The sequence below is a fragment of the Ralstonia sp. 22086 genome (assembly GCF_052045975.1).
GTDB classification, from domain to species: Bacteria; Pseudomonadota; Gammaproteobacteria; order Burkholderiales; family Burkholderiaceae; genus Ralstonia; species Ralstonia wenshanensis.
The window spans coordinates 531,555-552,490 of record NZ_JBQEPZ010000004.1 but is presented as its reverse complement, the minus strand read 5'-3'; the positions used below and the strand labels follow the sequence as shown (position 1 = coordinate 552,490).

At 65.1% G+C, this 20,936-nt stretch carries 22 protein-coding genes; 7 read left to right on the top strand and 15 right to left on the bottom strand.

Translation table 11 applies throughout. The features are described 5' to 3' along the window. Nucleotides 1-7: 7 nt before the first annotated feature. Genes ACTJK6_RS19835 through ACTJK6_RS19825 form a run of 3 tightly spaced genes read right to left on the bottom strand, consistent with a single transcriptional unit; the run spans nucleotide 8 to nucleotide 3,569 of the window. Complete coding sequence (locus ACTJK6_RS19835) at nucleotides 8-802, bottom strand: DUF2334 domain-containing protein (RefSeq protein ID WP_440839926.1); 795 nt, start codon at nucleotides 800-802, stop codon at nucleotides 8-10. Nucleotides 803-823: 21 nt separating this feature from the next. Next, nucleotides 824-2,041 (bottom strand): glycosyltransferase, encoded by a 1,218-nt coding sequence (locus ACTJK6_RS19830; protein ID WP_433868401.1) that lies wholly within the window; start codon nucleotides 2,039-2,041, stop codon nucleotides 824-826. 25 nt (nucleotides 2,042-2,066) lie between these two features. Next, nucleotides 2,067-3,569 carry an RNA polymerase factor sigma-54 gene (locus ACTJK6_RS19825; protein ID WP_232038826.1) on the bottom strand — a complete coding sequence of 501 codons (1,503 nt, stop codon included), beginning with the start codon at nucleotides 3,567-3,569 and terminating at the stop codon, nucleotides 2,067-2,069. A 323-nt stretch (nucleotides 3,570-3,892) separates the two neighbouring features. Between ACTJK6_RS19825 and ACTJK6_RS19820 the strand changes: the two genes are divergently transcribed. After that, nucleotides 3,893-4,300: a hypothetical protein gene (locus ACTJK6_RS19820; protein ID WP_440839925.1), complete on the top strand. Its 408-nt coding sequence runs from the start codon at nucleotides 3,893-3,895 to the stop codon at nucleotides 4,298-4,300. A 233-nt stretch (nucleotides 4,301-4,533) separates the two neighbouring features. Here the strand turns inward: ACTJK6_RS19820 and ACTJK6_RS19815 are convergent, their stop codons facing one another. Next, entirely contained in the window at nucleotides 4,534-5,637 is a 1,104-nt protein-coding gene (locus ACTJK6_RS19815; protein ID WP_232038828.1) for a sigma-54 interaction domain-containing protein, read from the bottom strand. A gap of 539 nt (nucleotides 5,638-6,176) precedes the next feature. Here ACTJK6_RS19815 and ACTJK6_RS19810 point away from each other — a divergent pair. From ACTJK6_RS19810 to ACTJK6_RS19795, 4 genes are all read left to right on the top strand, one after another. Further along, entirely contained in the window at nucleotides 6,177-7,583 is a 1,407-nt protein-coding gene (locus tag ACTJK6_RS19810) for a sigma-54-dependent transcriptional regulator (RefSeq protein ID WP_045205627.1), read from the top strand. 90 nt (nucleotides 7,584-7,673) lie between these two features. After that, on the top strand, nucleotides 7,674-7,841 hold the full coding sequence (locus tag ACTJK6_RS19805) for a DUF1328 domain-containing protein (RefSeq protein ID WP_004632450.1): 168 nt from the start codon (nucleotides 7,674-7,676) through the stop codon (nucleotides 7,839-7,841). A 69-nt stretch (nucleotides 7,842-7,910) separates the two neighbouring features. Continuing rightward, nucleotides 7,911-8,216: a hypothetical protein gene (locus tag ACTJK6_RS19800; protein WP_045205628.1), complete on the top strand. Its 306-nt coding sequence runs from the start codon at nucleotides 7,911-7,913 to the stop codon at nucleotides 8,214-8,216. Nucleotides 8,217-8,336: 120 nt separating this feature from the next. Next, on the top strand, nucleotides 8,337-9,344 hold the full coding sequence (locus tag ACTJK6_RS19795; RefSeq protein WP_232038829.1) for a YihY/virulence factor BrkB family protein: 1,008 nt from the start codon (nucleotides 8,337-8,339) through the stop codon (nucleotides 9,342-9,344). 16 nt (nucleotides 9,345-9,360) lie between these two features. Here the strand turns inward: ACTJK6_RS19795 and ACTJK6_RS19790 are convergent, their stop codons facing one another. Together ACTJK6_RS19790 and ACTJK6_RS19785 are read right to left on the bottom strand one after the other, a co-directional pair. Continuing rightward, nucleotides 9,361-9,687: a hypothetical protein gene (locus ACTJK6_RS19790; protein WP_232038830.1), complete on the bottom strand. Its 327-nt coding sequence runs from the start codon at nucleotides 9,685-9,687 to the stop codon at nucleotides 9,361-9,363. Nucleotides 9,688-9,824: 137 nt separating this feature from the next. After that, nucleotides 9,825-10,052, bottom strand: coding sequence for a hypothetical protein (locus tag ACTJK6_RS19785; RefSeq protein WP_232038831.1), 228 nt, complete (start codon nucleotides 10,050-10,052; stop codon nucleotides 9,825-9,827). Nucleotides 10,053-10,413: 361 nt separating this feature from the next. On the opposite strand from ACTJK6_RS19785, the gene ACTJK6_RS19780 reads away from it, so the two are divergent. Continuing rightward, a complete protein-coding gene (locus tag ACTJK6_RS19780; protein ID WP_232038832.1) occupies nucleotides 10,414-12,009 on the top strand; it encodes a peptide chain release factor 3 in 1,596 nt (531 codons plus the stop codon). Nucleotides 12,010-12,067: 58 nt separating this feature from the next. Here ACTJK6_RS19780 and mdcH read toward each other — a convergent pair whose 3' ends face one another. The 9 genes from mdcH to mdcA all read right to left on the bottom strand — a co-directional run bounded on the left by mdcH (nucleotide 12,068) and on the right by mdcA (nucleotide 19,777). Further along, entirely contained in the window at nucleotides 12,068-13,003 is a 936-nt protein-coding gene (mdcH, locus tag ACTJK6_RS19775) for a malonate decarboxylase subunit epsilon (RefSeq protein WP_440839924.1), read from the bottom strand. Then, nucleotides 13,000-13,635, bottom strand: a complete 636-nt coding sequence (locus ACTJK6_RS19770) for a malonate decarboxylase holo-ACP synthase (protein ID WP_440839923.1) — start codon at nucleotides 13,633-13,635, stop codon at nucleotides 13,000-13,002. The genes mdcH and ACTJK6_RS19770 overlap by 4 nt, the downstream gene beginning before the upstream one ends. Further along, nucleotides 13,632-14,396 carry a malonate transporter subunit MadM gene (gene madM, locus ACTJK6_RS19765; protein ID WP_012430902.1) on the bottom strand — a complete coding sequence of 255 codons (765 nt, stop codon included), beginning with the start codon at nucleotides 14,394-14,396 and terminating at the stop codon, nucleotides 13,632-13,634. The genes ACTJK6_RS19770 and madM overlap by 4 nt, the downstream gene beginning before the upstream one ends. Nucleotides 14,397-14,407: 11 nt before the next feature. Beyond that, the gene (gene madL, locus ACTJK6_RS19760; protein WP_232038836.1) at nucleotides 14,408-14,815 is read right to left on the bottom strand and encodes a malonate transporter subunit MadL; all 408 of its coding nucleotides are present in this window, start codon (nucleotides 14,813-14,815) and stop codon (nucleotides 14,408-14,410) included. Nucleotides 14,816-15,185: 370 nt separating this feature from the next. Further along, nucleotides 15,186-16,016, bottom strand: coding sequence for a biotin-independent malonate decarboxylase subunit gamma (mdcE, locus tag ACTJK6_RS19755; protein WP_232038837.1), 831 nt, complete (start codon nucleotides 16,014-16,016; stop codon nucleotides 15,186-15,188). Next, nucleotides 16,013-16,858 carry a biotin-independent malonate decarboxylase subunit beta gene (locus ACTJK6_RS19750; protein ID WP_316879729.1) on the bottom strand — a complete coding sequence of 282 codons (846 nt, stop codon included), beginning with the start codon at nucleotides 16,856-16,858 and terminating at the stop codon, nucleotides 16,013-16,015. Before ACTJK6_RS19750 ends, mdcE begins: the two co-directional genes overlap by 4 nt. A 9-nt stretch (nucleotides 16,859-16,867) precedes the next feature. Next, entirely contained in the window at nucleotides 16,868-17,173 is a 306-nt protein-coding gene (locus tag ACTJK6_RS19745; RefSeq protein ID WP_440839921.1) for a malonate decarboxylase subunit delta, read from the bottom strand. Further along, nucleotides 17,160-18,089: a triphosphoribosyl-dephospho-CoA synthase gene (locus ACTJK6_RS19740; protein WP_440839920.1), complete on the bottom strand. Its 930-nt coding sequence runs from the start codon at nucleotides 18,087-18,089 to the stop codon at nucleotides 17,160-17,162. Before ACTJK6_RS19740 ends, ACTJK6_RS19745 begins: the two co-directional genes overlap by 14 nt. Continuing rightward, entirely contained in the window at nucleotides 18,089-19,777 is a 1,689-nt protein-coding gene (mdcA, locus tag ACTJK6_RS19735; RefSeq protein WP_440839919.1) for a malonate decarboxylase subunit alpha, read from the bottom strand. Before mdcA ends, ACTJK6_RS19740 begins: the two co-directional genes overlap by 1 nt. Before the next feature lie 165 nt (nucleotides 19,778-19,942). On the opposite strand from mdcA, the gene ACTJK6_RS19730 reads away from it, so the two are divergent. Then, nucleotides 19,943-20,848: a LysR substrate-binding domain-containing protein gene (locus ACTJK6_RS19730; protein WP_260801090.1), complete on the top strand. Its 906-nt coding sequence runs from the start codon at nucleotides 19,943-19,945 to the stop codon at nucleotides 20,846-20,848. The last annotated feature ends 88 nt before the right edge of the window (nucleotides 20,849-20,936 follow it).

The window sequence follows — 20,936 nt, the reverse complement described above, 5'->3', positions numbered from 1 at the left end:
CCCGCGCTCAATACGATGTTTGTGCGTGCCCGGCAACGGCGGTTTCCGGGCCGCCCATCCACGCCTGGGCCAGCACCTGCGCAAAGCCGTTCTTCGTGACGGGCGTGCGCGTCTCCAGGCACGCGGCGAGCAGCTCTTGCCAATGACGAATGACGTCCGGATGCGCCGCGTCGGCCGGATGCAGGCCAAGGCGCACCAGTGGTGCCTCTGCGTGTTGCTGCGCCAGCCAGCGCAGGTAATACCGCGACACCAGCCGGCGCGCCGGCGAACGCACGCTGTATGTCAGACACGGCGCCTTCAGCGGGCGCCGGGGGTGCAGCAAAAAGAAACGCTGCAGCGTGGTCGTATAGCGCAGCGGCAGTCCGTCGAGCGCCTCCCAGGTGGCTGGGTTCATCAGCCACGCCGGGGCGACGAAGCCGTGTAGCGGCCAACCGTTGGCGGCAAACCATGCGGCGCCGGCTTCAATGCGGGCACGCGCCGCTGCCCGCGGAATCGCAGAGAATTCGCCTTCGCCGGCGGTATAGCGCGTGCGGATCAACTGGTCGATCATGCCGCCGGGGGGCTGGTCGTCCAGGTGCGCATAGCCGTGCAGGACAAGCTCATCGCCCTCGGCCAGGCATTCGCTCATGACGCGGCAGAAGCGCTCGCTGCTGCGTGCGGTGGGGCCGCGATAAAAGTTCGGAATGACCAGCAGAGACTTTGGTACGCGCGCCACCTCATCCAACGCGGAGAGCAACACCTTGCACGCAGGCCAGGTGGCCGGCGTGACATCGTGCATGGCAAGAATGAGATGGCGCGACATGATGAACAGGATCGGTCAGGGCTACCGGCCGCGCGATGCACGCACGCGCTCGCGAGCCGGTTGTGGGGTGGTGGTTTCCGCAGTGGTGCCGGTTTGTCGGCCCAGCAGCATCAGATAGCGTTGCATCAGTTGCGGCAGCACGGCCCGCCAGTCGTACCGCATGGCGTGGCGTCGCGCCGCGTGCGCCAGTTCCACCGGATCGCGTTGGCGCAGCGCCTGAAGCGCCTGTGCGAAATCGTCGGCGCGGCAACGCGGCACGGCATAGCCCACGCGCTCGTTCACCAGCTCGCTCAAGCCGCCGGCCGCGCAGGTGACGACCGGGACGCCGCTGGCCATCGCTTCCAGCGCGACGAGGCCAAATGTTTCCTGATCGCCCGCGTGCACAAACGCATCGGCACTCGCCATGGCCGCGGCCAGGTGCTGCGGATCGCCTTCATAAGCGAGCGCGCGCACGTGCTTGCCACGTGGCGGTGTCGGACCCGAACCGATGGTGACGAGCACGCTGCCGTCGTCGAGCTTGTCCACTGCATCACACAGCACGTGCAGATTTTTCTCGGGTGCATAGCGGCCGACGTACAGCAGCACGCGCGCATCGCGCGGCAGGTCAAGCTGTTCGCGCCAACGCAGCGAGCGCCGCGCTGGGTGGAACAGGCGCGTGTCCACGCCCAGCGGTTGCAGTTCAATGCGTTGGACGCCCAGGTCAGCCACTTTCTGCGCGATGTAGCGGCTGGGCACGAACACCGTATCGAAGTGCGGATACAGCTTGCGGGCGTACGCCGCTGCGGCCAGCTCTGCGGGCGGTCCGCCCAGCCGGCGGAAGAACGCGGGCAGATCGGAGTGATAGAAGGCCGCTACCGGCACCTGCAGTTGCGCGCCAGCCTGCACCGCCGCCCACGACAGCCGATAGGGATCGCCGGCTTCAATCAGATCCGGCGACAGCGCACACAGCGCCCGCATGGCCGGCCCGGTCCGCAACGGAATGCGATAACCATGCGACAGGGGCAGCGGCACGCCTGGTACCACGGCGATCTCGTTGCTCGCGTCGTCCGCCGTACCCGGCACGACCAGCGTGTGCCGCCAGTGCGTGGAGCGCAGGAAGTCGTGCTTGGCGCGCAGGTAGCGTTTGACGCCACCGCTTTCCGCCGCCCAGAACATCGTCACGTCCGCCAGATGCAATGACGCGGTCATCGCATCGTCGACGCGGTGTGGCGAGTCCTGATCGGTGGGAAGCTTGCGCACGGGGCTCCTGTCGGTGGCGGGCGCGTCAGACCTGGCGCCGCATTTCGGCCGGCGCAATGCGCATCAGCCCGCGATACTTGGCCACGGTGCGGCGCGCAACGATCACGCCCTGCTCGGCCAGCATCTTGGCGAGCGATACATCGGAGAGCGGCGCGTCCGAATCTTCGGCTTCGATCATCTCCTTGAGCAATGCCCGCACCGAAGCGGCCGAGCATGCGCCGCCGGTGTCGGTGGCCAGTTGGCGCGAGAAGAAGTACTTGAACTCGAAGATGCCGCGCGGCGTGGCCATGTACTTGTTGCCCGTGGCGCGCGAGATGGTCGATTCGTGCAGTCCCAGCTCTTCAGCCACGTCACGCAGCACCAACGGCTTCATGGCCACCTCCCCGTATTCCAGGAAGTGCTTCTGGTGCGCGACGATCGCCTCGGCCACGCGCTGGATCGTGGCAAAGCGTTGTTGCGCATTGCGGATCAGCCAGCGTGCTTCCTGCAGTTGGTGCGCCAGCGGCGTGCGATTGTGGCCCCGTGTCTGGGCAAACAGCTCTGCGTAGACCTTGTTGACGCGCGCGCACGGCGCCACCGCCGGGTTCGTCAGGGCAACCCACTTGCCCTTGATCTTGGTGACGATCACGTCCGGCACGATGTAGCCCGCATGGGCCTGCGAAAAGCGCAGCCCCGGGCGCGGGTCCAGCATGCGGATCAGTGCGCAGGCGTCGCGCAACTCCTCTTCGGTACAGGCGAGCGCGCGACGCATCTGCGTGAATTCGCGCTTGGCCAATCGGGGCAGGTGGCTGCGCACGATGTCTTGCGCGATCTCCTGGATGCGTTCTTCGGCTTCGGTGTCGGCGGGGCGGGCTTCGATCTGCAGGCGCAGGCACTCCGCCAGATCACGCGCAGCCACGCCCGGCGGGTCCAGGCTCTGCACGAGCGCCAGCGCAATCTGCATCTCCTTTTCGGTGGGCGGCGGCTCCACCGGCGCGAGTGGAATCAGCTCGGAGAGCAACTGGCGCAGGTAACCGTCGTCGTCCAGCGCTTCAATCAGCGTCTGTGCGAGGAGGCAGTCGCGCTCGGACAGGCGATAGCTGCGCAACTCCTGATGCAGGTGTTCGCGCAAGCTCGGCGTGGAGTGCACCCATTCGCCGATGTCGCTGTCTTCACCGTCGCCATGGTGGGCGCCGCCGTGGCTGTAGTAGGTGCTGAAGTCGGTCGGGAAATCTTCCGATGCGGCCAGCGTCGCGTCGGTTTCAATGGCGCTGGTGGTGGTTTCCAGCGGGGCATCGTCTACAGGCGTGTGGTCAGCCGCGGCGCCGTCGAGATCGGGCGCAATGGCAATGTCGCCGGTGCGTGCCGCATCGGGCTGCGCCCCCGCTTCTTGCTCGACCTCTTCCAGGAACGGATTGCTTGCGAGCGCTTCTTGCATTTCCTGCGCAAATTCGGTTGCAGACAACTGCAGCAGCTTGACGGATTGCTGCAGTCGCGGCGTGAGCGCGAGATGCTGCTTCGCACGCATTTCCAGAGCGGCCTTGACCATTCGCCTTGCCTCCTTTGGTGAGTGGGCGTCGACATTTCCGTCGACCGGTCACCGCATCGATGCAAAGGGTATGCCATGTCAACAAAGCCAGTCGCCACAAGGCTTTACGGGCGGCTGGCACGCCGTTTCTACATGGTCATGTCGTTTTTATATGCGCATTGTTGCCGGCACATGACAGCACAGGAGGTGGTTGCAGAGTGGGCCGGCAGACGCAGAGGGGTGGCACCGCAGGTACATGCGTTGCTGCGCTGGAGGGCGGGAGACGCGCCGCAGTGCGCTTCCATCTGCCTTCTTACCGCGCATCACATCCCAGGAGAAACCACATGCGAACACGTTTCCTGACCGCTGCCCTCGCCAGCGCCATCGTCGGGCTTGGCATCGGCACGGCCGTCGCCCAGACGACGACCGCACCGGTCGACAACCAGGAATCCAGCAACCCCACCAAGGCGCCGGGCAAGCGCACCGAACCGCCGTCTTCGACTGCCGACCGCACGGCCAATACAGCGATGCCCGGCAGCGAGGCGGCCCCCGCCGCAGGGAGCGGCAACGACACCAGCAAGCCGATGCACAAGAAGCATCGCCATCACAAGAAATCGAAATCGAATTCGACCGTGCCGGGCGGTGCCAACAGCGCGGGCGACATGTCGCACTCGGGCGTGCAGGCCGGAGGCAATGAGGCCGCAACGACCACCGGGAATTCCTACCCCGGTAGCTCGAAGCAAGGTCAGTAACGTTGAAAGGGAAGGGCTCGCCATGCCGATGACACTCACCACCGCCGTCCGCACGGGCCCGCGCGCCCGCGCGGAGACCGAACCCACTCCGCGCCGGCGGACGCCGGAACCGCAGGAGCGCCGCCGCCACGAGCATCCGGGCGAACGCGCGCACGCGCATCCGCGCTAGAACGTCAGCGCGGATGCGGTGGGTGCCTCAGAGCCGGGGGGCGGTTGAGCTTGAAAGCGCGCGGTCAAGCCGCCATGGCGGCGGCCGCGGTGCTTTGGTAGAGGTCGAGGCGGTTGTACAGCGTCTTCAGGCTGACACCGAGCGTCTTGGCGGCTTGGCGCTTGTCGCCATGAAAATGCTCCAGCGTGGCCAGGATCATTGCGCGCTGCGCATCGGCCAGCGTCACGCCCACCGACAGGCTGAGCACACCTTCCTTGACGGTCGGACGCGCGGGGCCGCGTGCGGGCGCCAGTGGCGCAGCCAGTTCGACGGTTTTCTCGCCGAGGATGTAGCCGCGTTGCACAGCGTTGCGCAACTCACGCACATTGCCGGGCCACGGTTGGCCACGCAGCGACGCCAGAGCTTGGCGGGAAAACACCTTGTCGGTCTGGTGCGCAGCGTTGAACTGGGCAAGGAAGTGCAAGGCCAGCTCTTCGATATCGTCTTCGCGATCGCGCAGCGGCGGTACCTGCAGCGGCACCACGGCCAAGCGATACATCAGATCTTCGCGAAAGGCACCTTCACTCACCGCTTCCAGCAGGTTGCGGTTGGTGGCCGCGATGATGCGCGCACGCGTCTGGATCGGCTCGGTGCCGCCCACCCGCATGAACACGCCGGTCTCCAGCACGCGCAGCAGCTTGACCTGCATCTCGACCGGCATCTCGGTAATTTCATCGAGGAAGATCGTGCCGCCGCAGGCATGTTCGAAATAGCCGATATGACGTTGGGCCGCGCCAGTAAAGCTGCCCTTCTCGTGGCCGAACAATTCCGACTCGATCAGGTTGGGCGAGATGGCGCCGCAGTTCACCGCAATAAAGGCCTGGTCTGCGCGCGGGCTCATGTCGTGCACCGTGCGCGCGATCAATTCCTTGCCCGTACCCGATTCGCCCATGATGAGCACCGTGGCCAGCGTACCTGACACCTTCCCAATCTGGTCGTACAGCGCGCGCATCACCGACGAGCGGCCGTAGAGGTGGCCGAAATCCGGCTCGGCAATCGGTTGGGCGGGGGATGTTTCGGCGTCCGACGGCACGCGCTCGGTGTCGTCAAAGTCGGCCAGGGCAGGGGGATAGCTCAGGCGCCCAACGGTCACTGCACGTTCGTCGGCGAAGGCTTCGCTCAAGGACATGGCTCCCTCGTGGTTGGTTGCGACGGGGACGTCCTGGCGAGCGGCTGCATCGTCAGCGATGCAGTCTTCGGAAGGCAGGGTACGTCGTCATCCCGTCACATTGTGTTGAAAAGTTGAGCCATTATCAGGTCCGCCCAAGCGCGTTGTATGTCGGGCATGCGCTGACGTTTCTTCCATCCTGTCGGCCAAACGCTGACAAGAAACGGGCCTGAGACGCAGATGCCGCGCGGGTTTCACATTTCAAAGCGGCGTAAGGTATCCATTTCAGCCCGCAGGTGGCGAAGCGCCGACCATCTCAACTATGCTGACTCGTGCGTGATACCAACGGCTCGCCGTGGTGTGATGCATTCGTTCCATTTCTTGCATGCGTGCGTGTAAAAATTACCGACGCCAACATTGCCAACGCGGGTTTTCGCACGCCATCGCTGAGGTTGTATTGGATGGAATACTTTTTGCACATGCCGCCGGTTCTGCCGCCCAGCGCACCGTTGCGCCATGCATGATTGCCGGCACATACCGGTTCATCCAACCAAATCGAGATGCCACATATCCTGATTGTCGAAGACGATGCCAACGCACGTGCCGCTCTAGGTGAGCTGGTGGGCGCCGAAGGCTTCACCACCGCGCTGGCCGGGTCGCTGCGCGATGCGCGCATTCAGATGTCGCGTCACAGCCCCGATGCCGTGCTGATCGATCTTGTCCTGCCCGACGGCAACGGCATGGATCTGATGGAAGACATCGCGCCGCATTCCGGCACCGAGATCATCGTCATGACGGGCCACGCCAGCGTGGAAACCGCCGTCGAGGCGCTGCGCATGGGCGCGGCCGACTACCTGGTCAAGCCCGTCAATTTCCAGCGCTTGAAATCCGTACTGGCGCGCATCCCGCGCCCCGGCGATCTGAAAGCCGAAATCGGCAACCTGCGCGGCGAGCTGCGCCGCCTGGGCCTCTTCGGGCAGATGCTCGGCAATTCCACGGTGATGCAGACGCTGTATGACCAGGTCAGCCGCGTGGCGCCCACCGAGGCGACCGTGCTGTTGATTGGCGAGTCGGGCACCGGCAAGGAACTGGCCGCGCAGACCATCCACGACCTCAGCCTGCGTCGCAAGCAGCCGTTCCTGCCGGTCAACTGCGGCGCCATTTCGCCCAACCTGATCGAGTCGGAAATGTTCGGCCACGAGCGCGGCAGCTTTACCGGCGCAGACCGTCAGCACAAAGGCTACTTCGAGCGCGCGAACGGCGGCACGCTGTTCCTCGATGAAATTACCGAGATGCCGATCGAGCTGCAGGTGAAACTGCTGCGTGTGCTGGAAACCGGCGTGTTCATGCGCGTGGGCACCAATCGCGAAATCGACTCCGACGTGCGCGTGATTGCCGCCACCAACCGCGACCCCGAAGAGGCCGTGGCCGATGGCAAGCTGCGCGCCGACTTGTATCACCGCCTGAACGTGTTTCCGTTGCAATTGCCGCCGCTGCGCGAGCGCGGCAAGGATGTCGAGCTGCTGGCCCAGCATTTCCTGGATCAGCTCAACGCGCAGAGCAATACCAAGAAGGCATTCCTGCCGCCGGCCATGGACACGCTGCGCGGTTATCACTGGCCGGGCAACGTGCGCGAACTGCGCAATTACGTGCAACGCGCGTACATCCTGTCGGACGACGCCGGCATCGATACGGCCAACGTGCCGCTGCAGGTGTCGAGCACGCAGGTTTCGTCCGGTTCCACGCTGACGATTTCGGTCGGCACCTCACTGGCGAGCGCCGACAAGAAGATCATCCTCGCCACGCTGGAACAGTGCGGCGGCGTGAAAAAGCGCGCGGCTGAACTGCTCGGTATCAGCCTCAAGACGCTCTACAACCGGCTGGAGGAATACGGCAACAGCAACGCCGACGACGGCGGCGACGGCAACAGCGCGGGCTCCGGCCGCGCGCATGCCACCGAGGCATAACCCGACATCCTGGCGCGGTACGCGGCTTGCTGAACCAGTGGGGTATCCGCCCCATGGCGGCAAGCTCACTCAACTGCACAGGAGGTCACCATGCTGCGTTATGCAGTCGTCTTTTTCATCATCGCCCTGATTGCGGCCGTGCTCGGGTTTGGCGGCATCGCTGCCGGCGCAGCGAGCATTGCCAAGATTCTCTTCATGATTTTCGTGGTGCTGTTTGTGGTCAGCCTCATCTGGGGTCTGGTCGCGGGCAGAGGATGACGCCGGGATGAAGCGTACAGCTTTCAACCCGGCTCTCACGATGCCATGCAACTCCAGGAGCACCGACTGATGGAACCGTCTCAAACCAATCCTTTTCCCAAATCGGATGCCAATGGCAACCTCATCCGCGGCGACGTGGCGCAAGCCGCCGAGCGTGTGAAGGCGACCACGGCACAGGCCATCGACCGCACTGCCGACGCTGCGGCCACCGCACTTGACGAGGCCGCGGCCAAGCGCGATCAGTGGCGCGCCTCGCAGCAGCGCTTGATGAGCGACGCGGCGGACTGCATGCGTTCGCATCCGCTTGCGACGATCGGCCTGGCGTTCGGCGCAGGCTTTCTGATCAGCCGGTTGCTGGGCAGCGGTAACGACTGAGGGCGTCAGCCCTCAAGACTCCTCGCAGCCACGGTCGCGCTTGCGCGCGTGCCGTGCGCTGACTAGGCTCAAGGTCGAGGCCGGCACAGCGCTGGCCGCGTCGCTTTGCAAGGATCCCCCATGCGCCTGGCTGCCTTCTTCGACCGCGACCTGCTCAAGCGCTCTGCCCAAGTGCTGATGGGGGCGCTGCGGCAGTGGTCTGCGCACCGCGCCGCGAGCAAGGGCGCGGCGTTGTCGTTCTACACGTTGTTCTCGATGGCACCGGTGCTGGTGCTGGTCATTTCCATTGCCGGCTTGTTTTTTGGCGAACAGGCGGCGCGTGGCGAAATCTTCGGGCAGATCCAGGGGCTGGTGGGTGCGCAGGGCGCCTCTGCGGTGGAGGCCGTGCTCGCAGCCACGCGGCGCTCGGGCAGTGGCCTCTTCGCGGCGGTCACGGCCGTCGCGCTATTGCTGGTGGGCGCCACGACGGCCTTCTCCGAACTCAAGGACAGCCTGGATGAACTCTGGGAGGTGCCGCCGCGCCAACAGGCAGGGCTCTGGGGCTTGTTGCGTTCGCGCCTGCTGTCGTTCAGCCTGATCCTCGTGCTGGCGTTTTTGCTGCTGGTGTCGCTCACCATCAATGCGGCGCTGGCCGTGGTGGAGCGCTTTTGGGGCGCGTTGTGGGCGGGTTCCACTTCGGGCATTGCGTTGCTGGTGGCGCAGGTGCTGTCGTCGGCGTTCTCGTTTGCCGTCGTTGCGCTGCTGTTCGGCACCATTTTCAAAATGCTGCCCGAAACGCGCGTGGCTTGGCGCGACGTTGCCCTGGGCGCCGTCGTCACGGCGCTGCTCTTCACGCTGGGCAAACATCTCATCGGCCTGTATCTCGGCAACAGCGCTGTGGCGTCGTCTTACGGGGCAGCGGGTTCGGTGGTGGCGCTGATGCTGTGGATCTACTACTCCGCCCAGATCTTCTTCTTTGGGGCGCTGGTCACGCGGCAATACGCGCTGCGATTCGGCAGCCGCCAGTACGAAGCGTCAGGCCAGACCGGCGCGGCCGCGCAGGCGGCCTTGCTCAACCCAACGCTGGCGGCAAATCTGTCCAGTGGCGGGACGGGGGCAACCCGAACCCCCGCGCGCAACAGCGGCTAAGCCCTGAGACGCCAACTCAATCCCGCGTCAACTGCTCCAGCAGCATTCCGGCCACGAACGCCAAGCCGATCGTAATGACCGGATGCTGGCGCACGGAGCCGCTCGCCTGTTCCGAGACATTCGCGTGCAGGTTCTTCAACTGTTCGGTGCGTTTGTCGAATTGCGTGAGCGCCGTGGAAAGAACGCTCGCCAGCCGGTCGATGCCTTCTGCCGTGGCATCTTTGACGCGCTGCGCGGTGTGATCGATCTGCGGATGCAGCGTGGTGATGGTCGCACCGTTGGCGCCATGTGTGCCGTTGGTGCCATTGCTGCTGGTGGGCGGCTTGGGGGTCAGTTCGGTCATGTCGGCCTCCTGAGCTGAGTCATGTCAGCCAATCACAAGCAACCGCCATGCCCCCTCTCATGCGACCCCGCGGCCGTATGACGCCCAAAAGAAAAGGGCCACGACTGTGGCCCTCGACACGGTGAGGAACTGCGCGGCTAGCCGACCGTCACCACGGTCTTGCGCACGGCCCAGATTTCAGCTTGCAGGGCCAGTGCGGCGAGTGCCTGCAGGCTGTCCTGCGGCAGGGCTTTGATCCGTTTGCGGCGATTGGCGGCACGCTGCTGACGCGCCGCGCGCACGCTTTGTTCGTCGAGTTGCCACGCCTTGCGGGTGGTCTCGATGATGCGTTGCACTGCCGGATCGACAGGGGTTCGACTACGCACGATGTTGGACTCCTTGCTTCTTTGCTTCTTTCGACGTCGCGGCGTACCCAAAGGCGGGTTTCGCGACGGCCTCCACAATACGGGAGCTTCATGACAACTTCGATAACATCGACTCCGAAAGGGTTGTCAGCGCATTCCCACAACGGGTTGGTCTCGTCCGTCCGGGGGACGGTTCCTAGGGGGTTTCCCCTGTTTGCCGCTCGGATCAGTCGATCTTAAGCAAGGGCGCCGATCGCGTACAATCTCGGCTGCCCCGGATTGACAACTCCGTTCGGGCAGTCCATCGGCCGCCGGGATGACCCCGCCAGCCAGCGCCCACGCCATGGGCGCATTCATCACTTCTCCCTTTCGGTTTTTGCCCGTGAGTACGCTGCAGCAGGAGATCCGGCGCCGCCGGACGTTCGCCATCATTGCCCACCCGGATGCGGGTAAAACCACGCTGACCGAGAAACTGCTGTGGTTCGGCGGCGCCATCCAGATGGCCGGCGCCGTGCGCGCGCGCAAGGCCAACCGCCACGCCACCTCCGACTGGATGGAGATGGAAAAGCAGCGCGGTATCTCGGTGACGTCGTCGGTGATGCAGTTCCCGTATCGGAACGAAGGTGGCGACTACATCGTCAACCTGCTCGACACCCCGGGCCACGAAGACTTCTCGGAAGACACGTACCGCACGCTCACGGCCGTCGACTCCGCCGTGATGGTGATCGACTCCGTCAACGGTGTGGAAGCGCAGACCATCAAGCTGCTCAACGTCTGCCGCCTGCGCAGCACGCCCATCCTCACGTTCATCAACAAGCTCGACCGCGAAGGCCGCGCGCCCATCGAATTGCTCGATGAAATCGAAAGCGTGCTGCAGATCCAGTGCGCCCCGATGACGTGGCCGATCGGCATGGGCAAGTCGTTCAAGGGCGTGTATCACCTCGTGAACGATACGGTGCAGCTGTTCGATCCGAATGCCGACAGCGAGAAAGGCGCCACCGCCGGCCTGATTCAAGGCCTGGACAACCCGGAGCTGGATCGCGTGCTGGGCTCGCAGGCTGAAGAACTGCGCATCGATATCGAACTCGTGCGCGGCGCATCGCATACGTTCGACAAAGAGGCGTTCCTGGCCGGCAAGCAGTGCCCGGTGTACTTCGGCTCGGCGGTGAACAACTTCGGTGTGCAGTCGTTGCTGGATGCGCTGGTCGACCAGTCGCCCGAGCCACTGGCGCGCCCCACCGAGACGCGCGAAGTCAAGCCGATGGAAGAGAAGTTCACCGGCTTCGTCTTCAAGATCCAGGCCAACATGGACCCGAAGCACCGGGACCGCATCGCCTTTGTGCGTGTGTGCTCGGGCCGCTTCGAGCGCGGCATGAAGCTGCTGCAGGTGTCGACCGGCAAGACGGTCGCCATCAACAACGCCATCACGTTCATGGCGCAGGACCGCAACACCACGGAAGAGGCGTTCGCCGGCGACATCATCGGCGTGCCCAACCACGGCACGATCCGGCTGGGCGACGCATTCACGGAAGGCGAGACGCTCAAGTTCACGGGCATCCCGTCGTTTGCGCCGGAGTTCTTCCGTCGCGCGCGTCTGAACAACCCGCTGCGCCTCAAACAGTTGCAGAAGGGTTTGCAGCAACTGGCCGAAGAAGGCGCCACGCAGATGTTCCGCCCGCTGGCCTCGAACGACCTCGTGTTGGGCGCCGTCGGTATCCTGCAGTTCGATGTGGTTGCGCACCGCCTGGAGCACGAGTACGGCGTCGATGCCATCTTCGAACCGCATGAGTGCTCCACGGCCCGCTGGCTGCGCGGCAAGCAGGAAGATATCGACAAGCTGATCGACAAAGCCGGCCACAACGTGGCGCTGGACGGTGCGGGCGACTACGTGTACCTGGCGCCCAGCCAGGTGAACCTGCGCCTGACGCAGGAGCGCTTCCCGGACATCCAGTTCATGGAAACGCGGGAAATCGTTTAAGCGGCGATGGGCAAAAGGAAACGGGGCGCGAAGCTCCGTTTCTTTTATCCGCTATCGGCTATCGGCTGTCCAAACGCCGCTGGCGTTGTATCCGCACCCTCACCGCATCCAGCCCACTGCTCGCATCCAGCACCGCGTCATTTGCAAAGACGGGCTGTGCGAGGCGCATCAGCGCACCGTTGCCCGCAATCTCCACGGCCATCCGTGCGCCACGCTCAAACGCGTGGCGCACCGTGTCATGCCACAGCACCGGCCGCGCCATGTTCCAGGCCAGGTCTTCGACGATTAGGTTTGCACGGAAGAGCGCCCGCGCCCGGCTGCTGCTGACGTAGGTGAGTTGCGGCGGGTGGGCCGTGACCTTTGCGGCGGCGGTAGCCAGCTCGGCAGCCTGTGCGTCAAGTAGAGGACAGTGCGACGGCACTGCCATGCACAGCCGCGTTGCCGTCGATGCGCCCGCCGCATGCGCGCGCGTCATGACTTGCGTGAGCGCCGCATCGCTGCCCGCCACGACAATCTGCCGTTCCGCATTCAGGTTGGCGACATAGGCTGGCGTTGCGGCCGAGTTGACCTGCGCCACGATGGCGGCGACCTCGGGTTCAGTCAGTCCGGCCGTGACGGCCATGCCGTAGCCGCTGGGGTACGCGTCTTCCATGAGTTGCCCGCGCAGGCGTACAAGACACAGCGCATCGCTGAATTCCAGCACGCCTGCAATGACGGCTGCAGGCCACGCGCCAATCGACAGGCCCGCCACCATGTCCGGCCCCGCATCCTGCCGAACCAACGTGCGTGCCACAGCCACACCGGCAATCAACAGGCAGAGCTGCACGGCCACGGTCGAACGCAGCGCCTCTGCGGTGTCGAGGGTGAGCGGATCGACGCTCAGCACGTCGCCCGCCTCGCTCAATGTTTGTGCCACGGCCGGGTCGTCAGGTAGCGTATGCAGCATGCCCACGCGTTGGCTCCCCTGGCCAGGAAACATGAAGAGCACGCTCATACGAGATCGCTCCACGGGTCTGCAACCAAGTGTGGGCCGTGATCGGTCTTGAGCAAGGCCTGGCGGGGCGAGTTCAACCAGTCGCGCCACGCGAATCCACCGCGCCCGGTGTCGATCTGCAGGTCGACGCGGCATTCGGTTTCGGCCAGCACGTGCACGAGCTGATCGCGCTGCGCGGCCGACGGTGCATGCGGCATGCGCAGCACGAGATCGAGATCGCTATCCGCATGCAGCACCGGCAAGCCGCTGGCGAGCGCGAAGCCCGCACCGCCGGTCGGGCCCCACGCCCAGCCCAGCGCGTCGAATTTTGTTGCAAGCGCACGCAAGGTGCGCAGTGCCGCAAGCGGCGCGTCGGGTGCGATGGAGGCCGTTGTGGCGGCCAGCGCCTCGGGCGAGACCACACGCGTGATGCTGCTGGCAGACACCGTGGCTGCGCAGCGTTCATGCCGCGCACTCCCGCGCAGTCCGACCGGCACTGCACCATCGCTGCCGCGCGGGGCCCGGCGCACAACGACTGGCGCGCCTTGCCGGCATGCCGTGATGGCCCAGTCCGGCAGGGGAGTGCCATCCGTCGCTGTGGGCATCTCCGACACCCACAGCAGATCGTGCGCGCGCAGCGGCGTGGGTGTCATCGCAGCAATGCCTGCGTGGCCAGGAACAGGATCGACGGCCCGAGCAGGCAGCCGATACCCGTATGGAACGTGGCCACCAGCGAGCCGTAAGGCACCAGGCGCCGATCCGTGGCCGCCAGACCCGCCGACACCCCGCTGACCGTACCCGCCAATCCGCCGAACACCATGGCCGCGCGCGGGTTGTTCAAGCCCAGCGCCTTGGCAGCGAATGGCGTGCCGACCATCACCAGGATCGCCTTGACGAGCCCCGTGGCAATCGACAGCGCCATCACATCGGAGGTGGCACCCAGCGCTGCACCGGTCACCGGCCCGACGATGTACGTGACGGCACCTGCGCCGATGGTGGTGACGCTCACCGGATCGGTGTAACCGAAGGCATAGGCAACACACGCGCCGACGATGAACGGCAGCACCGTGCCGAGCAGCAGCGAGACGGCGCCGATCATGCCCGCCTTGCGTGCCTCAGTCACCTGCACTTCAAAGGCCGTGGCCACGATGGCGAAGTCGCGCAGCATGGCCCCGCCCATCAGGCCGATCCCGCCGAACAGCTTCAGGTCAGCCAGGCCGCGTTCGCCACCGGTCTGCATACCGCCCCAATAGGCGAGCACCAGCCCGATCATGATGGCGATGGCCGAGCCGTGCACGCGCCCAAACGTCAGCTTCTTGGACACCCACATCGACAGGCCCATGACGATGCCGACCAGCGCGAACGCCGCGACCAGCCCGTTGTGCTGCAGAACTTTCTCTAGCATTGACAGCATGGTGCGGCTCCTTAAGCGCGGGCTTGTTCGGTTTCAGGCAGCGGTGGCAGGGGGCGCCGGTCTTCCGCGTTGCCAGTGCGGTTGATGACCGCGATGCACACACCGCACACGATCACCGCGCCGATGGCACCGAGCAACGCAACGGGGCCGCCGCGCAGTGCCGTCACCACGTTCTGCGTGGCCGCCATGGCCACTACCACCGGGATGTACATGGCGCCCCAGAACGAGACGCCCGCTTCGGTGGCGGCGGGCATGAGCCCGTGCCTGTGCAGGTAGAGCCGCGCGAAGATGAGCAGCAGCATGGCAATGCCCACGCCGCCGACATTGGCCTTCACGCCGATGGCCTGGCCGAGCAGATCGCCCAGGAAGAGGCCGGCGAGATGACATAGCGCCAGCAGGGTTGTACCGTAAATGATCACGTCTTTGTCTCCTGAAGGAACGGCGATGGGTCGCCTGTTGTGTGGTGTTTTGGTGATCGAGGGGTGAGGACTGGTTTTTTGCGTTGCCTGCGTTGATTGCGTTGGTGGTGCATCCCTTGTTTCATCCCCTGCCGGGGCTGACTCACTTTCTTTGTCTTGCCAAAGAAAGTAAGCAAAGAAAGGCGCGCCCGATGCGGCGAACCCCTCCTTGAATTTCCATAACCGGGCGGAGAAGGGGAAAACTCGCTTCGCTCAAACAGTTCCCCTTCTTTTTTCCGCCCGCTTACAGAAATTCAAGGCGCCGCATAGGGCAGGGCACGGCCACACCATCTGGTGCTTTAGGTTCGCGCCGTGATGTGCTTCCTATTCGTTATGCGCTTTCCGGCTGCGCGTTCCATTGCTCGCGTAGGCGTTTGCGGACTTCTGACGATGCGCTGCGCAGCGGTGCGCCCAGGCGGCTTTCCAGGCCGCGCGATGGATCAGCCGCGATGTTGGCCAGTGCTGCGGCGAGTGCGGTTTGCACGGTGTCGACGTCTCCGGCGTCGGGTGCATCGGCGGATTTGACCTTCAGCAGTTTCCACAGCAAGCCGAGCGACGCGAAGCTGGCGATGTCGTATGCCATGGGCGGAATCTCTTGCGCGAGGCGTTCCAGGTCGGCGACCGAGCGCAGCGTCACGCGCGCCGCTGCGGCCTTGCCCATCGCGTGCACCATCACGTCGGCGTCGTCCAGTGCGAGCAGCCGATTGGCCTGGTAGCCGTGCGCCAGCAAGGCGCCCGACATGGCGCGACCGACGATGAGGCCGATGACGGGGTGACCGGCCAGGCGGGCGGCAGCGTAGGCATCCGCCGCTGCAGCCAGGGCGAGGTGGATGCCGTAGGCCTCCTCGCGGCGCCCGTAGGCTTGGCTTGCCACATCAATGACGGCGACGATGGCGCGCTTCTTTTCCTGCGCGGCATCTGCTGTCATCACATCGCGCACGGCACGCGCAAGCTGCCAGCCTTCGATGAGGCCCACTTCGCCGTTGCGTGCGCGAGGAAAGCGGTTCTCGGCATCGGGCACGACGGCGATGTAGCGCGCGGGCTGACCTGCGAGCGCCGCATCGACGACTTGCAGCGTGCTGCCGTAACCCGGTACCGGCGTGCCGTCGGCAAGCGCACGCATCCAGGTTGCGCCGCGCGTGGAAAGTTCGTTCTGGCTCATGCGACGTCCTTTGCGTAGTGCGTGCGCACATCTTCGGCCGTGGCTTGGCGCGACGTGTCGACGGCGGCGAGTTGTGCGAGGTAGTGGTCGATCTGCTCGCTGCGCTGTTGCTTGGGCGCGCCGGCACGCAGCCACTCGATCACCTGCGCGCGGATGGCGACGGAATCGTCTTCGATGCAGACATCGGCCAGGCCGGTGGCGGCGCGCTGCTCTCCGCCTGTCAGGCTCCAGATGAAGGGGCGATCGCGCGAGTCGTATTCTTCAATGCCGGCTTCCTGCTCGATCACCTGCGGGCCGTTCAGGCCGAGGCGTGCCTCACGCGTCATCAGCAGGTAGCTGCACAGGCCCGCCGCGATGCTCATGCCGCCAAAGCAGCCGACAACGCCCGCGGTGATGCCGATCACCGGCCCGTATTCGCGCAGCGCACGGATGCCTGCGTGGATCTCGGCAATGGCAGCCAGGCCCAAGTTGGCTTCCTGCAGTCGCACGCCGCCGGTTTCGAAGACGATGACGGCGCGTGTGGGAATGCCATTGCGGTTGTCTTCTGCCGCCAGCTCTAGCGCGCCGGCAATCTTGGCGCCGGACACCTCGCCCATGCTGCCGCCCTGGAAGGCGCCTTCAATGGCGAGCACCACCGCAGGTTGCCCGCCCAGCGTCCCGCGGGCCACCACCACGCCATCATCTGCCTGCGTGACGATGCCCTGGCGCGGCAGCCACGGCGAGGTCAATTGCTCGAATGGGTCGAGCAGCTCTCGGAAGGTGCCGGGGTCGAGCAGGGCAATCGCACGTCGGCGCGCGTCGCGTTCGATAAAGCTGTCGCGTTCAATCGGGTTGCGTGACATGGCTTCTCCTTATGACCCGAGCGCGTTAAGCGATTCAAGCGCCTGCTCAAGCCGCAACCGCACGACGGCCGGTGTCGCGCCGAAGTCGTTGATGATGATCTTGGCCGCCGGCCACGTGTGCGAGCCGAACACACGTGCAAGTTGCGCCTGCCACGTCGCGCTCATGCCATTGACTGACGTGGTGATGGCCACATCGATCTGGCCGGCGTTGCCCGGCGTCAGCAACACTTCAAGGTCGCCCGAGCCGACCACGCCTGCATACGCACGGCGCGCGGCGGGTGCGCCGCCGGTGAACTGAAAATCAAGCTGCTCCATGTTCGGTTTCCTGATGAGCGGATTCGGTGTCAGACGCTGCGCGCGCGTCTGTCGGCAGGCGGTCGAGGAAGAGGGCTGCAGCCAGCAGGTCGGCCGCGCCGCCGGGTGACACGTGCAGCGCCAGCATGTCTTGTTCAAGCATGCGGAAAGCGCGGCGGCCTTGCGCTGTTGCCAAGCTGCCTTCTGCTCGCGCGGTGGCTGCGCCGGTCTGCACGACGTGCAGTGCCTTGGCGCCGCCGCGTGCGAGCACGCAGGTGTCGTCCAGCGCAGCCATGACGGCAAGCAATGCATCCACGCGCGCATGGTCTTCGCGAATGCCTACAGCGCGCGCATGGTGCAACGCCGGCAGCGCGACCTTGATCACGTGCGGAAAGCCGGCACAGGCCTGGCCCTTCGCACCGCCGACGCCGTAGTCATTGCAGGCGCGCTCGCCCTTGTGGCCAGTGGAGACAGGCGCAAAGCGATCCGGGATGTTGGCCAGGCGTGCCGCGCGGCCCGCAACAGCGGCCGCACCCAATGCATGCGGCGCTTGGCTTGCAGCCGTGACCAGCAGGCCGAGCGCCCAGATGGCACCGCGATGCGTGTTGATGCCGCCGGTGGCATCGAACATGGCCGCTTCGCCTTCGCGGCCGAGGCGGCCGATGCGCTCGCGCAGCGCGAGTTGTGCACCGGCCTGCATTTCGATCTGCGCGCCAGCCAATGCCATGGCTTCAAACGCTGGGCGCAGGGTTTGGGCGGAATGCACCATCAGCGTCCAGTCCAGATCGTGATGCGCGCCGTTGCCACGCACATCCACCAGACCGGGTTTGGGCGACAGCGTCACCTCGTCGATGAGGGCAGACTCGACCAGCGCGGCCAATCGCTTTGCACGCGCTTTCGGGCTGGCCGGCAGGGGCCGTTGCAATGTCTTCTCCATTACCAGCTCCGGAAGCGTGCAGGCGGGTCGTACAGGCCGCCGGACCATTCGACCAGGTCGGCGATGCTCTTGGCGGCGAGCAGCTCGCGGCTGGCGTCGCTGCGGCGCACGTCGAGGTCTTCCGGCAGGGCGATCAGGCCGTCGCGACGCATCTGTTCGGTCTTGGAGGGGTCATGCCGCAGGCCGATGGATGTGACGCCCGCCACCGCCGCAATCATGGCGCGCCGCTCTTCCAGCGAGCGGGCCTTGTAAAGATAGGCGATGCCGTCTTCGGTCAGCAGGTGGGTGACGTCGTCGCCGTAGATCATGATGGGCGCCAGCGGCATGCCGCTTTGCTTGGCGACGGCCACTGCATCCAGCGTGTCGACGAAGGTCGGCTTGCCGCCTTCCTGGAACGTCTCGACCATCTGCACGACGAGCTTCCTGCCGCGCTCGAGCATCGTCACGGGCTCGGTCATGTCGAGCCACGCCGGCGTGGCGTGACGGCGGCCGCGCGGGTCGTGGCCCATGTTGGGCGCGCCGCCAAAACCGGCCAGCCGACCGCGCGTGACGGTGGACGAATGCCCTTCGCCATCTACCTGCAGCGTCGCGCCAATGAAGAGGTCCACCGCATATTGGCCGGCGAGCTGGCACAGCATGCGGTTCGAGCGCAGCGAGCCGTCGCGGCCGGTGAAGAACACATCGGGGCGCGCGGCCACGTAGCGCTCCATGCCCAGCTCGGTGCCGAAGCAGTGCACGCTTTCCACCCAGCCGGATTCAATGGCGGGAATCAACGTCGGATGCGGGTTCAGCGTCCAGTTGCGACAGATCTTGCCCTTGAGGCCCAGGCGTTCGCCGTACGTTGGCAGGATCAGCTCGATGGCAGCGGTGTTGAAGCCGATGCCGTGGTTGAGCGACTGCACGTTGTGCCGCTGGTAGATGCCGCGAATCGCCATCATCGCCATCAGCACGTGCACGGGTTTGATGAGGCGCGGGTCGCGCGTGAACAGCGGCTCGATGTAGAACGGCTTGTCGGCCTGCACGATGAAGTCGACCCACGAGCCGGGAATGTCGACGCGCGGCAGGTCGGCCGGGTCATCGACGATCTCGTTGACCTGCACGATGACGATGCCATCGGAAAACGCAGTGGGCTCGACCAGCGCGGGCGTGTCTTCGGTGCTCGGGCCGGTGTAGATGTTGCCGTCGCGGTCGGCCTTGAAACCGGCCACCAGCGACACGTTGGGAATCAGGTCCACCACCAGCCGTGCATACAGCTCGATGTAGGTGTGGATGGCGCCGACTTCCAGCAGCCCGTCGGCCAGCAACTGGCTGATGCGCAGGCTTTGCGGCCCGGCAAACGAGAAGTCGAGTTTGTGCGCGATGCCGGCTTCAAAAATATCGAGGTGTTCGGCGCGGCTCACGCTCGGCATGATCATGTGCAGATCGTGCAGGCGCTCGGGGTTCACCTTGGCCAGCGAGCGAGAGAGGAAATCCGCCTGCTTCTGGTTGTTGCCTTCCAGCACGACGCGGTCGCGCGGGGCGAGCAGCGCTTCGAGCGCGGCGACGATGTCGCCAGTGGGAATGACCTTGCCGTTGGCAATGCGGCGCGCTGCAGTCAGGCGGCGTTCCTTCTCGTCGCGCCGCCGGCGCCATTGCGGCGGGATGGGTGCGTTGATCCCGTTTGCCGATTGGTTGGGCATCGGTTGCATTGGGTGGCGTCTCCAGCCTTGATTGATTTGATGCCCTGTACCGTAGGCTGTAAAAAGGTGCACTTCAATCAACCTAGGCGCGGTTTCATTAACTTGAAGTTAATGAAACAATGGCCGATTCTGATAGCAGCGCGCCCGTAGAACGCGCCCGGAGGAGCCCCTGCCATGGCAATCGATGAAGACATCACCCTGAAGAAGCTCGAAGTCTTCCAGTCGTTCATGACGCTGGGCAACATGGCCCGCGTGTCGGAGGCGTTGGGGCAAAGCACGGTGAGCGTGCACCGCGCGCTGCATTCGTTGGAAGAAGGCTTGCGCTGCCCGCTGTTCAAGCGCGATGGCCGCAAGCTGATTCCGCTCTCGACCGCCTACGTGTTTGCCGAACACGTGGAACGCATCCTGGCCGAGTGCGAAGCCGGCGTGCGCCGCACGCGCGAAGCGGCGGGGTTCTCGTCAACCACGCTGAAGATCGGCGGCCTCTATTCGATGACGGTCGGCACGTTGCCGCGCATCTTTGCGGGGCTGAAAACCCGCCGCTCCGCACTCGACATCGAACTCACGCTGGGCTCGAACCGCAGCCTGCTCGCCAAGCTGGAAGACGGCCAGCTAGACGCCATCGTCATCGCGCTGGGCGAGCCGTTGCGCAATCCCGATCTGCTGACCGTGCCGATGTTCGACGATGAGATTCTGTTTGCCGCGCCGCTCGGCTCGCCGTATGCGGCGTCAGCGGAGATCGATTTACAAGCTGTACGCGGCGAGAAGTTCGTTGCGCTCGGCGACGACTTTGCGACGTACCACGACTTCATGGCCGCCTTTGACAAGGCCGGCTTTGCGCCGCAGATTGCCCTGCGCGTGGGCGATATCTTTTCGCTCATGAACCTTGTGAGCGGCGGCATCGGCTACGCGTTGCTGCCGCGTCGCGTGGCCGATTTCAGCCCCAAGGTGCAACTGATTCCGTTGGCGGCGCGCTATGCCATCAGCCAGCACATTGTGCTGGTGATGCAGCGCAATCGGGAGCGCGATCCGAACCTGCTGGCGTTGTCGGCGGAGTGTCGGTTGTTGGGGGCACGGTGATCATGTGCGGTGTATCCAGCGGGTCGATCCATAGCGTCGGATTGCGTGCGTCTCGGTAGACGTTCAATCCAGTCTCCAGGCCGGTCGG

Coding starts and splice junctions, on each gene's coding strand:
- ACTJK6_RS19810 (WP_045205627.1), top strand. CDS start 6,177: ATGCCACATATCCTGATTGTCGAAGACGATGCCAACGCACGTGCCGCT.
- ACTJK6_RS19795 (WP_232038829.1), top strand. CDS start 8,337: ATGCGCCTGGCTGCCTTCTTCGACCGCGACCTGCTCAAGCGCTCTGCC.
- ACTJK6_RS19745 (WP_440839921.1), bottom strand. CDS start 17,173: ATGGAGCAGCTTGATTTTCAGTTCACCGGCGGCGCACCCGCCGCGCGC.
- ACTJK6_RS19800 (WP_045205628.1), top strand. CDS start 7,911: ATGGAACCGTCTCAAACCAATCCTTTTCCCAAATCGGATGCCAATGGC.
- mdcE (WP_232038837.1), bottom strand. CDS start 16,016: ATGAGCCAGAACGAACTTTCCACGCGCGGCGCAACCTGGATGCGTGCG.
- ACTJK6_RS19740 (WP_440839920.1), bottom strand. CDS start 18,089: ATGGAGAAGACATTGCAACGGCCCCTGCCGGCCAGCCCGAAAGCGCGT.
- ACTJK6_RS19805 (WP_004632450.1), top strand. CDS start 7,674: ATGCTGCGTTATGCAGTCGTCTTTTTCATCATCGCCCTGATTGCGGCC.
- ACTJK6_RS19750 (WP_316879729.1), bottom strand. CDS start 16,858: ATGTCACGCAACCCGATTGAACGCGACAGCTTTATCGAACGCGACGCG.
- ACTJK6_RS19820 (WP_440839925.1), top strand. CDS start 3,893: ATGCGAACACGTTTCCTGACCGCTGCCCTCGCCAGCGCCATCGTCGGG.
- mdcA (WP_440839919.1), bottom strand. CDS start 19,777: ATGCAACCGATGCCCAACCAATCGGCAAACGGGATCAACGCACCCATC.
- ACTJK6_RS19770 (WP_440839923.1), bottom strand. CDS start 13,635: ATGACACCCACGCCGCTGCGCGCGCACGATCTGCTGTGGGTGTCGGAG.
- ACTJK6_RS19825 (WP_232038826.1), bottom strand. CDS start 3,569: ATGGTCAAGGCCGCTCTGGAAATGCGTGCGAAGCAGCATCTCGCGCTC.
- mdcH (WP_440839924.1), bottom strand. CDS start 13,003: ATGAGCGTGCTCTTCATGTTTCCTGGCCAGGGGAGCCAACGCGTGGGC.
- ACTJK6_RS19730 (WP_260801090.1), top strand. CDS start 19,943: ATGGCAATCGATGAAGACATCACCCTGAAGAAGCTCGAAGTCTTCCAG.
- ACTJK6_RS19790 (WP_232038830.1), bottom strand. CDS start 9,687: ATGACCGAACTGACCCCCAAGCCGCCCACCAGCAGCAATGGCACCAAC.
- ACTJK6_RS19835 (WP_440839926.1), bottom strand. CDS start 802: ATGTCGCGCCATCTCATTCTTGCCATGCACGATGTCACGCCGGCCACC.
- madM (WP_012430902.1), bottom strand. CDS start 14,396: ATGCTGTCAATGCTAGAGAAAGTTCTGCAGCACAACGGGCTGGTCGCG.
- ACTJK6_RS19815 (WP_232038828.1), bottom strand. CDS start 5,637: ATGTCCTTGAGCGAAGCCTTCGCCGACGAACGTGCAGTGACCGTTGGG.